Source organism: Spirillospora sp. NPDC052242, from assembly GCF_040679555.1.
GTDB lineage: Bacteria > Actinomycetota > Actinomycetes > Streptosporangiales > Streptosporangiaceae > Spirillospora.
The window spans coordinates 1-14,690 of record NZ_JBFAUZ010000082.1 but is presented as its reverse complement, the minus strand read 5'-3'; the positions used below and the strand labels follow the sequence as shown (position 1 = coordinate 14,690).

At 74.3% G+C, this 14,690-nt stretch carries 14 protein-coding genes; 10 read left to right on the top strand and 4 right to left on the bottom strand.

The features are described from left to right. Nucleotides 1-61: 61 nt before the first annotated feature. Both AB0L25_RS39470 and AB0L25_RS39465 read right to left on the bottom strand, forming a co-directional pair. Nucleotides 62-1,150: an NAD(P)H-dependent amine dehydrogenase family protein gene (locus AB0L25_RS39470; RefSeq protein WP_500178596.1), complete on the bottom strand. Its 1,089-nt coding sequence runs from the start codon at nt 1,148-1,150 to the stop codon at nt 62-64. Nucleotides 1,151-1,243: 93 nt separating this feature from the next. After that, on the bottom strand, nt 1,244-2,125 hold the full coding sequence (locus tag AB0L25_RS39465; protein ID WP_500178594.1) for an NAD(P)-dependent oxidoreductase: 882 nt from the start codon (nt 2,123-2,125) through the stop codon (nt 1,244-1,246). An 821-nt stretch (nt 2,126-2,946) separates the two neighbouring features. Between AB0L25_RS39465 and AB0L25_RS39460 the strand changes: the two genes are divergently transcribed. The 4 genes from AB0L25_RS39460 to AB0L25_RS39445 all read left to right on the top strand — a co-directional run bounded on the left by AB0L25_RS39460 (nt 2,947) and on the right by AB0L25_RS39445 (nt 6,368). Continuing rightward, nucleotides 2,947-3,789: an NAD(P)-dependent oxidoreductase gene (locus AB0L25_RS39460; protein WP_500178592.1), complete on the top strand. Its 843-nt coding sequence runs from the start codon at nt 2,947-2,949 to the stop codon at nt 3,787-3,789. 37 nt (nt 3,790-3,826) lie between these two features. Further along, nucleotides 3,827-4,687 carry a mycofactocin-coupled SDR family oxidoreductase gene (locus AB0L25_RS39455; protein WP_500178591.1) on the top strand — a complete coding sequence of 287 codons (861 nt, stop codon included), beginning with the start codon at nt 3,827-3,829 and terminating at the stop codon, nt 4,685-4,687. A gap of 58 nt (nt 4,688-4,745) precedes the next feature. Beyond that, entirely contained in the window at nt 4,746-4,937 is a 192-nt protein-coding gene (locus tag AB0L25_RS39450) for a ferredoxin (RefSeq protein WP_500178589.1), read from the top strand. A gap of 63 nt (nt 4,938-5,000) precedes the next feature. Further along, nucleotides 5,001-6,368, top strand: coding sequence for a cytochrome P450 (locus AB0L25_RS39445; RefSeq protein ID WP_500178587.1), 1,368 nt, complete (start codon nt 5,001-5,003; stop codon nt 6,366-6,368). A gap of 85 nt (nt 6,369-6,453) precedes the next feature. Here the strand turns inward: AB0L25_RS39445 and AB0L25_RS39440 are convergent, their stop codons facing one another. Further along, nucleotides 6,454-7,629 carry an NAD(P)/FAD-dependent oxidoreductase gene (locus AB0L25_RS39440; RefSeq protein WP_500178585.1) on the bottom strand — a complete coding sequence of 392 codons (1,176 nt, stop codon included), beginning with the start codon at nt 7,627-7,629 and terminating at the stop codon, nt 6,454-6,456. Between the two features lie 127 nt (nt 7,630-7,756). On the opposite strand from AB0L25_RS39440, the gene AB0L25_RS39435 reads away from it, so the two are divergent. From AB0L25_RS39435 to AB0L25_RS39425, 3 genes are read left to right on the top strand one after another with little or no spacing between them, the layout of a single operon-like run. Next, entirely contained in the window at nt 7,757-9,463 is a 1,707-nt protein-coding gene (locus AB0L25_RS39435; RefSeq protein ID WP_500178583.1) for a thiolase C-terminal domain-containing protein, read from the top strand. Further along, nucleotides 9,460-10,458 (top strand): alpha/beta hydrolase, encoded by a 999-nt coding sequence (locus AB0L25_RS39430; protein ID WP_500178582.1) that lies wholly within the window; start codon nt 9,460-9,462, stop codon nt 10,456-10,458. Before AB0L25_RS39435 ends, AB0L25_RS39430 begins: the two co-directional genes overlap by 4 nt. Before the next feature lies 1 nt (nt 10,459). After that, complete coding sequence (locus AB0L25_RS39425; protein ID WP_500178580.1) at nt 10,460-10,987, top strand: DoxX family protein; 528 nt, start codon at nt 10,460-10,462, stop codon at nt 10,985-10,987. 56 nt (nt 10,988-11,043) lie between these two features. Here the strand turns inward: AB0L25_RS39425 and AB0L25_RS39420 are convergent, their stop codons facing one another. Next, a complete protein-coding gene (locus tag AB0L25_RS39420; protein ID WP_500178579.1) occupies nt 11,044-11,700 on the bottom strand; it encodes a TetR/AcrR family transcriptional regulator in 657 nt (218 codons plus the stop codon). A gap of 75 nt (nt 11,701-11,775) precedes the next feature. Between AB0L25_RS39420 and AB0L25_RS39415 the strand changes: the two genes are divergently transcribed. From AB0L25_RS39415 to AB0L25_RS39405, 3 genes are read left to right on the top strand one after another with little or no spacing between them, the layout of a single operon-like run. Continuing rightward, nucleotides 11,776-12,639, top strand: coding sequence for an acyl-CoA dehydrogenase family protein (locus AB0L25_RS39415; protein WP_500178577.1), 864 nt, complete (start codon nt 11,776-11,778; stop codon nt 12,637-12,639). After that, on the top strand, nt 12,636-13,784 hold the full coding sequence (locus AB0L25_RS39410; RefSeq protein ID WP_500178576.1) for an acyl-CoA dehydrogenase family protein: 1,149 nt from the start codon (nt 12,636-12,638) through the stop codon (nt 13,782-13,784). The genes AB0L25_RS39415 and AB0L25_RS39410 overlap by 4 nt, the downstream gene beginning before the upstream one ends. Before the next feature lie 8 nt (nt 13,785-13,792). After that, complete coding sequence (locus tag AB0L25_RS39405; RefSeq protein WP_500178574.1) at nt 13,793-14,584, top strand: enoyl-CoA hydratase; 792 nt, start codon at nt 13,793-13,795, stop codon at nt 14,582-14,584. The last annotated feature ends 106 nt before the right edge of the window (nt 14,585-14,690 follow it).

Genomic DNA, 14,690 nt, shown 5'->3' with positions numbered 1-14,690 from the left:
GCTGCTCCTCGGGCTCGGTCGCGCGTGCTCGCTCGCTGGACTGGTGGACGGACGGACGCGCTCAGCCGAGCGCGGCGACGATCTGCGGCAGGTCGGCGGTCGTGCGGATGCCGGGTGCGGCGGCGCAGACGAACGGGACCGCGTTGACCGCGCGGTGGGCGGTGTAGCCCGGGGTGGTGGCGGCCATCCGGTCGAGGGAGACGGGGAACCGCAGGTCGACGTCCAGCGGCGTGTCGCCCTCCACCGCCACGTGCCAGCCGGTGGGGCGGACGTCCCAGTCGGCGTCGAGGTCGGTGGTGCAGTACCAGGTCGCGCGGAAGCGCAGCAGGGGCCGCCCGTCGCGGATGCCGGAGACCGTGATGCGCTGCGCGGCGACGGTCCCGGCGGCGATCTCGCCCGCGGCGATGCGGACCGTGCGGGGCGCGGTCGCGACCTCGCCGGACGCCTCGAGCGAGTCCAGCGGCAGGCCGAGCGCGTCGGCGACGAGTGCGAGGGACGGGCCGAAGCTGACGCGGCCGTGGCTCAGGCGGCGCTCGTCCATGTCGGCGGGCGGGCGGCCGAAGCCCATCACGTCGAACAGCAGCCCGGGGGAGTCTCTCCGCGAGAGGTCGGCGAACTCGCTGATCGTGAGCCGGTCGAGCCGCCGCTGGATCGACGTGAGCACCAGCGGCACGGCCTCGGTGATGAACCCGGGGCTGCTGCCGGTGCTGTGGATCGAGGCGCCGCCGCGCTCGCACGCCTCCTCGACCCGCTTGCGGACGTCGGGGTCCATGCTGTCCGGACGGTGGAACTCGCCGCGCGTCGTGACGACGTTCACGCCCGCCTCCAGCAGCCGGCAGACCGTGTCGAAGTCGCAGGCGGCCGGCGTGTAGAGGACGCAGTCGGGGCGCAGGGCCAGGATCTCACCGACGTCGCGGGTGGCGGTGACGCCGGTCGGGCCGGCGCCGCACAGCTCCCCGGCGTCCTTCCCCGCCTTGGCCGCGGAGTGCACGTACGCCCCGGCCAGGACCAGGGTCGGGTGCTCGATCACCGCCCGCAGCGCCCGCGTGCCGATGTTCCCGGTGGCCCATTGGACGACCCGGTACCGCGATCGCTCGTCCCGCCCGTCCCCGGGCGGGGCGCCCGGTCCGTCCTGCGGCGTCTCCGGCATGTTTAGCCACCTCGCTCTCCGCTAGCGAGAACGTTAATCTCACTAGCGGAGATGGTCAATGCCGGAGCGGGCGGGGACGACCCGGGCGGGCTCTCACCTGCGGTGGTCCATGAGGCCCAGCGCGTCGTCCGCCGCCCGCAGGACCGGGCCCGCGGGGACGTCCGCCGCCTCCGCGACGGCCGCCAGCAGCCGCGCGTCCTTTTGCAGCAGCGCGCCCGCGCGGGCCGCCAGCGGGTCGAGCGTGCCGCCCGCCGCCGCGACCCGTCCGAGCGCGAAGCTGGCCCCGCTGCCGTGCGCGACGACCTCCGCGAGGCGGGCCGGGTCGACGCCGAGCGACCGGCCCAGCGAGAGCGCCCCCGCGGCGGTCGCGAGGTTCGCGGTGAACAGCACGTTGTTGAGCAGCTTGGTCAGCTGCCCGGACCCGAGCGGCCCGAGGTGGACGATCGGGTCGGCGTAGGTCGCGAACACCGGGCGGCAGCGCTCGACGGCCGCGTCGTCGCCGCCCGCCATCACCAGCAGCCGCCCCTCGGCCGCCGCGGGCCCGCCCCCGCTGACCGGCGCGTCCACCACGGCGACGTTCCGCGCGGCGGCGAGGTCGGCGAGGCGCCGGCAGGTGTCGGGATGCACCGTGCTGTGCACGACGATCACCCCGCCCTCGGCGAGCCCGGCCAGGATGCCGTCGTCACCGGCGACGACCTGCTCGACGCCCGCGTCGTCGACCACGCAGACGCAGGCGACGTCGCAGTCGGCCGCCATCGCCGCGGGGGAGGCGGCGGTCTTCGCGGCCGTGTCCGCGAACGGAGCGAGGGAGTCCGGGCGGCGCGCCCACAGCGTCGTCGGATGCCCGGCCTCGACGATCCGGCGGGCCATGGGCCCGCCCTGGCTGCCCAGCCCGACGAAGCCGACGCGCGCCTTCGCGGCGGACGTGCTCCCGGGCGATGTCCCGGGCGGTGGGGTCACTGTCGGTCCGCTCATCGGCGCTCCTCCTCGGACGGCGTTCTCTCGGACGGTTCTGCGGTGCCGGCGGCCTTGCGGTGCCGGCGGTTCTGCGGTGCCGGCGGCCTTGCGGTGCCGGCGGTTCTGCGGTGCCGGTGGCACGGGCCGCGGCGCCGCGTGTGTGGGCCCTCGCGCGCGGGTGCTTCCGGCGGAGCGCGGCCGTCCGGGCGGACGGGCGCGGGCGCCCCCCGAACGCGAACCACCGCCCGACGGTGGGACCGGTGACCCGGCGCCGACGCCCCGGTCGAGCCGTTGCCCGCCGACCGGGGACCCCGGCGCCGACGGCGCCGACGTCCCGGCCGCGATGTGCGACGCCGCCGCGACGTCGCAGCCGGATCGGCCCGGTCGGAGGCGGTGCGCGCATTGGTCCGGTCGGCCTTTCCGTGCGGCGGTCCGGAGTCGGATCGCGTGCGGACCGGCCGCCCACGGCGAAGGAAAGCAGCCGACCGGCGGGCCGTCAACAGCGCCCGGCCGCCCCGCCGAGGCGCGCGTCCGTGCCCCGCGAGGCCGTCCCGCGGCACCGGCGGACGCGTCGCCGAGCGCTGCGCGCGACGCCCGGGAAGTGCTCTGACCAGCATCGATGCGACGCGGGAGGAGGGTGCACGGGGCGCCTGCCCAGGAGCTCCTGGGGAAGCCGGATCAGTGGTTTGAATCGTCGTTCATCAAGGTGACCTATTGCTCAAAGCGTTGAGCCTGGCTAGTGTCGCGGTCACCTGAGACCCCCACCGGGGATCGACGTCGTCCGGGCCGGCCGCCGCGCCGTGACCCGCGCGGCGACCACGCGCGAACAGGAGCCGCAGATGCGCCTCGGATTCGTCGGAGCCGGCCGGATGGGCCGCCCGATGGTGGGCCGCCTCGTGCGGGCCGGCCACGAGGTCCGCGTGCTGGGCCGGACGGCCGAGGCGCGCGCGGCGCTCGCCGCGGACGGCGCCCGCCCCGTGGCCGACGCCGCCTCCGCCGGGGAGGGCGCGGACGCCGTCCTGGTGTGCGTCTTCGACGACGCCCAGGTCAGGGAGGTGTGCGTCGACGGCCCGCTGACGGACCGGATGCCGCGCGGATCGGTCGTCGTCCTGCACACCACCGGCGACCCCGACACGGCCGCGGCCGTCGCGGGGCGCGCCGCCGCGCGCGGCGTCCGGGTCGTGGACGCGCCCGTCAGCGGCGGCCCGCACGACATCGCGGCCGGGCGGGTCTCCCTGTTCGCGGGCGGTGACGACGACGCCGTGGCGCGGGTCCGGCCCGCGCTGGGCTGCTACGGCGACCCGGTCCTGCACGTCGGGGCGCTGGGCGCGGGCCAGCGGGTGAAGCTGCTCAACAACGCGCTGTTCGCCGCGCAGATCGGGCTGCTGGCCGAGGCGGTCCGGCTCGGCGCGGCGTTCGGCGTCGAGGAGTCCGTGCTGCTCGAGGCGCTCGGGCACGGCAGCGCGTCGAGCCGGGCGCTTTCGGGCGTCGCGGCCCGCGGGTCGGTCGCGGGGTTCGCGGCGGCGGTGGGCGGGTTCCTCGGCAAGGACATGGACGTCGTCCGGCGGGTCTCCGCCGGGCACGGCGCGGATCTCGGCGCGCTGGGCGGGGGCCTGGACGCGCTGACCGGAGCGCTGGACGCCGCCGCGGGCGAGCGGACGAGAACATCCACCGCCGGTTGACCGAAACGGGCGGCAGAGCAGGAAAGGGACGACACCAATGGGACGTGTCGAGGGGAAGGTCGCGTTCGTCACGGGCGCGGCGCGCGGGCAGGGACGCAGCCACGCGGTCCGGCTGGCCGAAGAGGGCGCCGACATCATCGCGGTCGACATCTGCGCGGACATCGAGACGGTCGGCTACAAGCTGGCCGGGCCGGACGACCTCAAGGAGACGGTGCGGCTGATCGAGGCCGCGGGCCGCCGCGTCGTCGCGGTGCAGGCGGACGTGCGGGACGCCGCGCAGCTCGCGGACGCGGTGGAGCGGGGCGTGCGCGAGCTCGGCCGGCTCGACGTTGTCGTCGCGCAGGCCGGGATCGCGCCGCTGCACGGGAACCCGCCGCTGCAGGCGTGGACCGACGTCATCAACGTGAACCTGGTCGGCACGATCAACGCGATCCAGGTGGCGCTGCCGCACCTCGGCGAGGGCGCCTCGATCATCGCGACCGGGTCCGCGGCGGCGCTGATGAACCACGGCATCGTCCAGACGCCCGGGTCGAACCCCGGCGGCGCGGGCTACGCGTTCACCAAGCGGGCGCTGTCGGAGTACGCGCACGAGCTGGCGCGCAACCTCGCGCCGGAGAAGATCCGGATCAACGTGATCCACCCGACGAACTGCAACACGCCGATGCTGCAGAGCTCGCCGATGTACCGCTCGTTCCGCCCCGACCTGGAGAACCCCACTCGCGAGGACGCCGAGCCGGCGTTCGCGGTGCAGCAGGCGTTCCCCATCTCCTACGTGGAGCCGGGCGACATCAGCGACACGGTCCTCTTCCTGGCGTCGGACGAGTCCAAGTTCGTGACCGGGATGCAGATGCGGGTGGACGCGGGCGGCTACCTGAAGTGGCACGACTACCACGTCTGAGAAGCGGCGACGGGACCGGCGGGACGAGAAGTCGGGACGAAAGGCAGGAGGAAAGAGCGTGAAGGTGCGCGTCGATTCGGAACGGTGCCAGGGCCACACGCTCTGCGCGATGATCGCTCCGGAGATCTTCGAACTCCGCGACGTCGACGGCCATTCGTGCGTCGTGCAGGAGGACGTGCCGGCGGACCAGGAGGCGCAGGTCATCGAGGCCGTCAACTCGTGCCCCGAACGTGCGATCTCCGTGGACTGACGGCGCCGTGTCCGGCTCCCACAGCGATGACCCCGACCTCGAGTGACTTTGGAGAAGGGCAATATGGGTGCGGATGACGTCGTCACGGACGACGACCGTAAACAGAATCGGTACCATTTCGACCGGCACGCGCCGGAGTACCGCGGACGGTTCGAGGCGATCACCGAGGAGATGCACGAGAAGTGCCCGATCGCCTGGACGGAGACCTACGGCGGCCACTGGGTCGCCGCGGGCAACCGCGAGGTGTTCGAGCTCGCCCGGTCGGCCGACCGCGTGTCGAACGACCACGACGTCAAGGGCGAGCGGCGCGGCTACCAGGGCATCTCCATCCCGCCGCCGGAACGGGGGAAGGGGAGCACCGGCGGCTTCCTGGAGATGGACCCGCCCGCGCAGCGGTACTACCGGCAGGCGCTGAACCCGTACCTGTCCCCGGCGGCGATCAACCGGTGGATCCCGGTGATCGACGAGCTGGTGCGGGCCTGCCTCGACGAGAAGATCGAGAGCGGCCGCATCGACTTCGTCGACGATCTGGCCAACGTCGTCCCGGCGGTCCTCACGCTGGGGATGATGGGCATCCCGATGAAGGACTGGGTCGTCTACAACGAGCCGGTGCACGCCGCCGTGTACACGCGCCCGAACACGCCGGAGGCGGAGCGGGTCGCCGAGATGCACAAGGAGATGGGGCGCCATCTCGTCGGCCAGTTCTTCGAGATCCAGCAGAACCCGCGGCCGGGGCTGATCGACGAGATCGCCCGGATCAAGATCGACGGCGAGACGCCGCCGTTCGAGGACCAGGTCGGGGCGCTCGGGCTGATCATCGGCGGCGGGTTCGACACCACGACGGCCCTCACCGCGCACGCGCTGGAGTGGCTCTCGGAGAACCCGGAGGAGCGCGCGCGGCTCAGCCGCGAGCGCGACACCCTGCTGAACTCGGCGACCGAGGAGTTCCTGCGCTTCTACACGCCCGCGCCGGGCGACGGGCGCACGATCTCCGCCGACTGCGAGATCGCCGGGACCGCCTTCCGGGAGGGCGAGCGGCTCTGGCTGTCGTGGGCCATGGCCAACCGGGACGCCACGGTGTTCCCGGAGCCGAACACGATCGACCTCGCCCGCAAGAACAACCGGCACAGCAGCTTCGGGATCGGCATCCACCGGTGCATCGGCTCGAACGTCGCCCGCACGGTGTTCAAGCGGATGCTGCTGCAGGTGCTCGACCGGATGCCCGACTACCGGTGCGACCCCGAGGGCGCGGTGCACTACGACACGATCGGCGTCATCAACGGGATGCGGAAGCTCCCGGCGACCTTCACCCCCGGCGAGCGGCTGGGGGCGGGGCTCGACGAGACGATCGAGCGGATGCAGCGGGTCTGCGACGAGCAGCGGCTCGCCGAGCCGGTGACCGTCCGGAAGGCGCAGGCGAAGATCGACTGATGCGCGTCCGCTCCCGGCGACCCCTCCGGGAGCGGAGCACCGGGGCCGGTGCGACCGTCGGCGCGGCGGTCGCACCGGCTTCGGGTCACTGCTCGAGCAGCCGCTTCCGGTAGGGCAGGACGCGTGCGGGGAGGTTCCAGCCGAGGACGCCCGTGAGTTCGCCGCCGGACCGGTACAGCGCGACGAAGCGCCCGTCCTCGACCGCGCCCTCCTCGATCGTCACGTCGCTCTCCTCGGGGAAGACGCCGTGCGCCTGGATCTTCACGTCGTACTGGTCGCTCCAGAAGTAGGGGAGCGGGGCGAACGGCTTCACGTCGCCGTGCAGCAGGTTGTGCGCCGCCGCGGCGCCCTGGTCGGTGGCGTTCGTCCGGTGCTCGACGCGCATGCGGCGCCCGTACCGGGGGTTGAGCCACGAGGCGACGTCGCCCGCCGCGTAGATCCCGGGCGCCGCGCGGCAGTGCTCGTCGCACTCGACGCCGTCCCCGAGCGGCAGCCCCGACCCGCGCAGCCAGCCCACCGCGGGCTCGGCCCCGACGGCGACGAGCACGACGCCCGCGCGCACGGTCGTCCCGTCCGACAGCGTCACGGCCGTGACCCGGCCGTCCTCGGCCGCCACCTCCTTGACGCCCGCGCCCATCCGCAGGTCCACGCCGCGGTCGCGGTGCAGGGCGGCGACGGCGGCGCCGACGCGCGGCCCGACCTGGCGCATCATCGGCACCGGGAGCGGGTCGGCGACGGTCACCTCCAGGCCCATGCCGCGCGCGGACGCGGCCACCTCCAGGCCGAGGAAGCCGGCGCCGACCACGACGGCGCGCCGCCCGTCCCGCAGGGCGTCCCGCAGCGCCGCCCGCAGTTCCAGCGCGTCCGGACGGTCCCGCAGCACGTGCACGCCCGCCAGGTCGCGGCACTCCGGCAGGCGGCGCGGGCGCAGGCCGGTCGCGATCACCAGGCCGTCGAACGGCAGGTCCGCCGCGCCCTCGACCCGGACGAGCGCGCGCCCGACGTCGAGTCCCGTCGCCCGGCCGCGCACCAGCCGGACGTCCAGGCCGGCGTAGTGGTCCGCGTCGCGCAGCTCGGTGCGGTCGGGCTCCCAGGCGCCGGTCAGCACCTGTTTCGACAGCGGGGGACGGTCGTAGGGCAGGGCCGGTTCGTCGCCGAGCAGGACGAGCGGGCCCTCGTAGCCCTCGCGGCGCAGCGTCTCGACGGCGGCGACGCCCGCCGCCCCCGCGCCCGCCACGACGACGCTTCGCAGTGACCTCACGGCGCGCGCACCTCGCTGTTCACAGATGAGCCTCCCATCAGTAGGATCAACGATGATCCAAGAAAATGAACCATAATTCAATGACTTGAAGCCCATGACGCCAGGCGCCATGGAGTGAGGAGGCACGGTGGGCGGCAGCGCGACCGGCGGCGAGGCGGCCGCCGAGGCCGCCGGGGCGGGGCGCCCGCTGCCCCGGCTCACCCCGGAGAACGAGTTCTTCTGGACGTCCGGCGCGGACGGGCGCCTGCGCGTCCAGGAGTGCGAGGCGTGCTCGGCGCTGATCCACCCTCCGCAGCCGGTGTGCCGGTACTGCCGCGGGACGGCGATGGGCGTGCGGGAGGTCTCCGGCCGCGCGACCCTCATCGGGTTCACCGTCAACCACCGGTTCAGCCTCCCGGGCCTCCCGGCGCCGTACGTCGTGGCGCAGGTGGCGCTCGAGGACGACGCCCGCGTGCGGCTCACGACCAACGCCGTCGAGTGCGACCCCGCCGAGCTGGCGCTCGGCATGCGGATGGAGGTCGTCTTCCAGCGGGCCGAGGACGTGTGGCTGCCGCTCTTCCGGCCCGCCGCCGAGCAGGGCCCGCCGGCCGAGCCGCCCGCCGACGAGGTCCCGCCCGAGCGGATGGCGACCCTCGTCCGTCCGATGCTCACCACCGACAAGTTCGAGGACCGGGCCGCCCTCACCGGCATCGGCGCCTCCGAGCTCGGCCGCCGGCTGATGGTGGACCCGCTGTCCCTCACCGTGCAGGCGTGCGAGCGCGCCGTCGCCGACGCGGGCCTGACCCTGGACGACATCGACGGCCTGGCCACCTACCCCGGCGCGGGCCCGTTCGGCGGGTTCGGCGAGGGCGGCGTGACCGCCCTGGAGTCCGCGCTGGGCCTGCGGCCGACCTGGTACAACGGCGGCGCCGAGACGTTCGGGCCGGGCGGCTCGCTGATCGCGGCGATGCTGGCGGTCGCGGGCGGGCTCGCCCGGCACGTCCTCTGCTTCCGGACGCTGTGGGAGACCACGCACGGGGAGCTGGCGCGGCGCGGCGGCGCGGGCGCGGGCGGCGGCGGCCGCGTCGAGGGGGCCGCGAGCTGGCGGACGCCGTTCGGGTCGACGTCGGCGGCGCACACCCTCGCGCAGAACGCCCAGCGGCACTTCCACCGGTACGGCACGACCCGCGAGACCCTCGGCTGGATCGCGCTCAACCAGCGCGCGAACGCCGCCCTCAACCCGACGGCGATCTACCGGTCCCCGATGACGATGGACGATTACATGGAGGCGCGGCCGATCACCACCCCGTTCGGCCTCTACGACTGCGACGTGCCCTGCGACGGCGCCGTCGCCGTGATCGTGTCGGCCGTGGACGCCGCGCGGGACCTCGCCAAGCCGCCCGTCCTGGTCGAGGCGGTCGGCACGCAGATCACCGAGCGGATCGACTGGGACCAGAGCACCCTCACGCACGAACCGCAGGTGCTCGGCCCCGCCGCCCACCTGTGGACGCGCACGTCGCTGCGGCCGTCCGACGTGGACGTCGCGCAGCTCTACGACGGGTTCACGCTCAACTGCCTCTCCTGGATCGAGGCGCTGGGGTTCTGCGGCATCGGCGAGGCGAAGGACTTCCTCGACGGCGGCAAGAACATCGCCCGGGACGGCGTCCTCCCGCTGAACACGCACGGCGGGCAGCTCTCCCACGGCCGGACGCACGGGATGGGGCTGGTCCACGAGGCGGTCGTCCAGCTCCGCGGCGAAGGCGGGGAACGCCAGGTGCCGGGCGCCCGGGTCGCCGTGGTGAGCAGCGGCGGCCTCACCCCCGGCGGCGCGATGCTCCTCAGGACGGACGCATGACGCTCGGCGAACGGACCCCCGCGGCGCGCGACCGCGCCCGCGACCACGGCGACCGGAGCGGCGGCCCGGTGGAGGCCCGCGTGGCCGACGTCGACGGCGTGCCGATGTCGGCGCGCGTCGCGGCGGTGCCGCACCCGCGCGCGACCGTCCTCGCGCTGCACGGCGGGGCGGTGAGCACCGCCTACTTCGACGCCCCCGGGCATCCCCGGCTGTCGCTGCTGCGGACGGGCGCCGCGCTCGGCTTCACCGTCATCGCGCTCGACCGGCCCGGCTACGGCGCGTCCGCCCCGCACGCGGAGCGGGTGGCGCCCGCCGAGCGGCGGGTCGACCTCGCGTACCGGGCCGTGGACGCCCTGCTGGGCTCGAGCCCGCGCGGCGCGGGCCTGTTCGTGCTGGCGCACTCGGTCGGCTGCGAGCTGGCCGTGCGGATGGCCGCCTGCGAGCGGGGCGACGCGCTGCTGGGCCTGGAGCTCTCCGGCACCGGCGTCCGGCACCACGACCGGGCCGCCGGGATCCTGGCGCCCGGCGACGGGAACCGGCTCCCGGCGGCGCGGAGCATCCGCGGCCTCATCTGGGGACCGGACGAGCTGTACCCGCCCGACGTCATCGGCCACCCGGACCTGCAATCCCGGTCGCCCGCCTACGAGGGCGAGGTGGTGCCGCCCTGGCCGTCCCGCCTGCCCGGGCTGGCCGCCCGGGTGCGCGTCCCCGTGCGCTACACGCTCGCCGAGCACGAGACCGTCTGGAGTCCCGGACGGGCGGCGTTGGAGGAGGTCGCGGCGCTGTTCACCGGATCGCCACGCGTCACCGTCGACGAGCAGGCCGGCGGCGGCCACAATCTGAGCCTCGGGTACGCCGCGGCGGCCTACCACTGGAAGGCGCTGGCGTTCGCCGAGGAGTGCGCGTCGGCGCGCACCCGACCCCGCACCCACGCCGACAACGGCTCCGGAGCCGGACCCGGCACCGGAGCCGACACCGACCCGACGGGAGAATGAGATGCCGGAAGCCGAGGCCGCGGCCCTGCTGGCCGTGCGGCTGGTCGTGGGCGCCACGATGATCGCCCACGGGTACAACCACTGGCGCGGCGGCGGCCGCATCGCGGGCACCGCGGGCTGGTTCAGCGGCCTCGGGCTGCGCCACGGGACGCTGCAGGCGTGGCTGAGCGTGCTCACCGAGATCGGCGCGGGCGCGCTGCTGATCCTGGGCCTGCTGACGCCGCTGGCCTGCGCGGCGATCGTGTCCGTGATGCTCGTCGCCGGGCTGCTCGCGCACCGGTCGAACGGGTTCTTCGTGTTCAAGGACGGCTACGAGTACGTCCTCGTCCTGGCGGTCGTCTGCGTCGCGCTCGCGGCGCTCGGCCCCGGGACGATCTCGGTGGACGCCGCCGCGGACATCGAGATCACCGGCTGGGCGGGCGGCGGCATCGCGCTCGGCGTGGGGGTCGCCGCGACCGCGGGACTGCTCGCCGTGTTCTGGCGTCCGGAGCGCGAGCCCGCGGCGCAGCCTGAGGAACAGGCGGCCTGACCGGCCCCCACCGCGCCGCCGGACCGTGCCGGGGCCGCCGTCGCAGGCGGCCCCGGCTAGTCCGCGTCGGCGGCGGCGATGCCGCGCAGGCAGAACTGCCAGATCTCCGGCGCGGTCATCGGGACGGCGGAGCCGTCGCCGCCGCCGCTGCTGTGCGCGGTGAAGATGACCGTCTGCATGACCATGGCCGCCTGGCGGCGCGGCCGGCCCGGACGGACGGCGCCCGCCGCGGATGCCTCCTCGAGGAGCTCGGTGAAGACGTCCAGCATCGGGCGGTGCGCCACGGCCACCTGGGGCGGGTGCGAGACGAGGAGCTGCAGGGCGAAGTCGCTGAACAGCGGGCGGCTCACCCCGGGCGTCGGGCGGCACTGCCCGTAGAGGGCGTCGACCGCGGCCCGCAGCCGCGGCAGGGGCTCGCGATGGCGCTCCGCGGCCGCCCGGACCTCGGCCGCCCCGGCGGCGAGGGCGTCCTCGAACAGCGCGAGCAGCAGCTCGTGCTTGCCGTCGAAATGCTGGTAGAAGCTGCGCAGCGACTGCCGGGAGCGGTCCACGACCTCCTGCACCGTGAAGTCGGTCGTCCCCTTCTCCGCCATCAGTTCCTGCGCGGCGTCGAGGAAGCGCTGCACGCGCTGCTCGGCGCGGAGCTTGGCGGCTCGGGTGGAGCGCTCGACCGCGCGTCGGCGCCAGGCGGGTTCTTCCACGACCTCGGACATCTCGCTGATGATACTCGCGTAAAGCGAAATGTGAGACTCTTACTTACAAAGAAAGAGAATGATATTCTCGCGCGCATGGAGTTCGAGTTCGATGAGGACCAGCGCCTGCTCCGGCAGATGGTCCGCGAGACGGTCGCCAAGTCGCGGTCCCGCCCCGAGGACGAGCTGTGGGCGTCCCACCGCGAGCTGGGATGGCTGGACGCCCCGCCGGTGGAGCTGGCGATCGTGCTGGAGGAACTCGGGTACGTCGCCGACCCGACGCCCTTCCTCGCCACCGCGACGTGGTTCGTCCCGCTCGCCGGGCGGCCGCCGCGGGGCGCGGGGACGGCGGTGTGCGACGGGACCGGCCGGTTCGTCCTGGACGCCGACCGGGCGGACGAGATCGCGCTGGTCACGGCGGACGGCGTCGTCGTCGTGGACGGCGCGGACGCCGCCGCCGAGCGCGTCGACACCTTCGACCCCACCCTGCACGTGGCGCACGTGCCGTCCCGGCCGGACGGGCCGCGGCTCGTCGCCGGTGTCCCCGACCTAGCGCTGATGGGGCTCGCGATCACCGCGGTCGGGAGCTGCCGCCGGATCCTCGACATGGTCGTCGCGCACGTCCGCGACCGGCACCAGTTCGGCGTGCCCATCGGCTCGTTCCAGGCCGTCAAGCACAAGGCGGCCGACATGCACGTCGCCATCGAGCGCGCCCGGGCGCTCGCCTACTTCGCCGCCCTGACGATCGCCGAGGACGACCCCCGCCGCGGCCGCGCGGCGGCGATGGCCAAGGCCGCCGCCGGCGAGTGCCAGCGGGTCGTCTTCCGCAACGGCCTCCAGCTGTACGGGGCCATGGGCTTCACCTGGGAGAACGAGCTGCAGATCCATCTCAAGCGGGCGAAGGCCTGCGACCTGCTGCTGGGAACGGCGGCCGAGCACAGGAGGGCGTTGCTGCGATGAGGTTGGGCTCCGATCCGGAGGTCGAGGCGTTCCGCGCCGAGTTCTCCGCGTTCCTCGACGCGCACCTGCCGACGGCGGCCGAGGCCGTGCCGCGGTCGAAGTCGAGCGCGGACGTCCCGGAGTGGGCGCGGCGGTGGCAGCGGACGCTGTTCGACGCGGGCTGGCTCCTGCCGGGCAACCCGCCCGAGTTCGGCGGCCGGAACGCGACGCTCCCGCAGCAGCTCGCGCACCTCGAGGAGCTGTCGCGGCGGCGGATCTACCACAGCTTCAACCCGCAGGGTGTCGGCATCATCGCCGCGTCGATCCTCACGTTCGGGACCGACGAGCAGAAGCGCCGCTGGGCCGTCCCCATCCTCCGCGCCGAGATCACCGCGGCGCTCGGCATGAGCGAGCCGGGCGCGGGATCGGACCTGGCGGGCCTGCGGACCCGCGCGGTCCTCGACGGCGACGAGTTCGTCGTCAACGGGCAGAAGGTGTGGACGTCGGGCGCGCACGACGCCGACGTGCTGCTGACGTTCGTCCGGACCGACCCGGACGCCCCCAAGCACAAGGGGATCAGCGTCCTGCTCGTCCCGACCGACACGCCGGGCGTGGTGCGCCGGCCGTTCGGCTCCATCGCCGACCCCGCCGACCTGGACTTCAACGAGGTCTTCTTCACCGACGTGCGGGTGCCGAAGGAGAACCTGATCGGGGAGCTGAACAAGGGCTGGGGCGTCGCGCACGGCTCCCTGGGCCACGAGCGGACGCTGCTGTGGCTGAGCTTCGCCGAACGGCTGGAGGACCTGGTCCGGGACGCGCCCAGCGACCAGGAGTGGTACGCGACGCTGCAGATGGACCTCCAGGCGCTGCGGCTGCTGGGGTACCGCGCCCTGGGCGACCAGGTGGACCCCGCGGAGCTGTCGGTGCTGAAACTGCTCGGCTCCGAGGCCGTGCAGGAGGCGTCCCTGCACGTCCTGGAGGAGCGGGGCGCCGGGGGGCTCGTGCACCCCGAGCGGACGTCGCCGCCCAACCACATGAACAACGAGTCGTTCTCCTGCAGCTGGTTCGAGCGGTACGTCCGCAGCTTCGCCGGGACGATCGCCGGCGGCACGTCCGAGATCCAGCGCAACATCATCGCCGAGCGCGTCCTCGGCCTGCCCAGGTAAGGAGAGCCATGGACCAGATCCTCTACGAGGTCGCCGACAAGGTCGCGGTCATCACGCTGAACCGGCCCGAGGCCGCCAACGCGCAGACCGGGGCGCTGCTGGACGACCTGGACGCGGCGTGGGCGCGGGCCGCGGCCGACGACGACGTCCGGGTCATCGTGCTGAAGGCGAACGGGCGGCACTTCTCCGCCGGGCACGACCTGAAGGACCGCGAGTGGGCCCCGGAGAAGCTCACCCTGGAGTGGATCTACTCGGTCGAGTCGCGCCGGTACCTGGAGTACACGCTGCGCTGGCGCAACGTGCCGAAGCCGTCGATCGCGGCGGTGCAGGGCAAGTGCATCGCGGGCGGGCTGATGCTGTGCTGGCCGTGCGACCTGATCGTCGCGGCGGAGAACGCCGAGTTCTCCGACCCGGTCGTCCACATGGGCATCGGCGGGGTGGAGTACCACGGCCACACCTGGGAGCTCGGGCCGCGCAAGGCCAAGGAGATCCTGTTCACCGGCCGCGCGGTCACCGCCGGGGAGGCCGAGAAGGTCGGCATGGTGAACAAGGTCGTGCCGCTCGACGACCTGGAGTCGTCGGCGATGGAACTGGCCGGGCAGATCGCGCGGATGCACCCGTTCGCGCTGCGGCAGGCCAAGCGCGCCGTCAACCAGACCCTGGACGTGCAGGGCTTCTACGCCGCGATCCAGTCGGTGTTCGACATCCACGAGACCGGGCACGGCAACGCCCTCAGCGTCGACGGCTACCCGGTCCTGATGAGGCTCGACGGCATGAAGGACAAGCTCAAGTCGCAGTGACGCCGACGACCGCGAACGCGGTGGCGGCCGTCCCCGCGCGGGGCCGGCCCCCCCCCCCGCCGCCGGGGCCGGGGCGGGCGCCCCGCCCAACCCCCCCCGCAGCCGA

Bases quoted from the DNA above. Each gene is read 5' to 3' on its own strand.
- AB0L25_RS39470 (WP_500178596.1), bottom strand. From the start codon at position 1,150: ATGCCGGAGACGCCGCAGGACGGACCGGGCGCCCCGCCCGGGGACGGG.
- AB0L25_RS39465 (WP_500178594.1), bottom strand. From the start codon at position 2,125: ATGAGCGGACCGACAGTGACCCCACCGCCCGGGACATCGCCCGGGAGC.
- AB0L25_RS39460 (WP_500178592.1), top strand. From the start codon at position 2,947: ATGCGCCTCGGATTCGTCGGAGCCGGCCGGATGGGCCGCCCGATGGTG.
- AB0L25_RS39455 (WP_500178591.1), top strand. From the start codon at position 3,827: ATGGGACGTGTCGAGGGGAAGGTCGCGTTCGTCACGGGCGCGGCGCGC.
- AB0L25_RS39445 (WP_500178587.1), top strand. From the start codon at position 5,001: ATGGGTGCGGATGACGTCGTCACGGACGACGACCGTAAACAGAATCGG.
- AB0L25_RS39430 (WP_500178582.1), top strand. From the start codon at position 9,460: ATGACGCTCGGCGAACGGACCCCCGCGGCGCGCGACCGCGCCCGCGAC.
- AB0L25_RS39425 (WP_500178580.1), top strand. From the start codon at position 10,460: ATGCCGGAAGCCGAGGCCGCGGCCCTGCTGGCCGTGCGGCTGGTCGTG.
- AB0L25_RS39420 (WP_500178579.1), bottom strand. From the start codon at position 11,700: ATGTCCGAGGTCGTGGAAGAACCCGCCTGGCGCCGACGCGCGGTCGAG.
- AB0L25_RS39415 (WP_500178577.1), top strand. From the start codon at position 11,776: ATGGAGTTCGAGTTCGATGAGGACCAGCGCCTGCTCCGGCAGATGGTC.
- AB0L25_RS39410 (WP_500178576.1), top strand. From the start codon at position 12,636: ATGAGGTTGGGCTCCGATCCGGAGGTCGAGGCGTTCCGCGCCGAGTTC.
- AB0L25_RS39405 (WP_500178574.1), top strand. From the start codon at position 13,793: ATGGACCAGATCCTCTACGAGGTCGCCGACAAGGTCGCGGTCATCACG.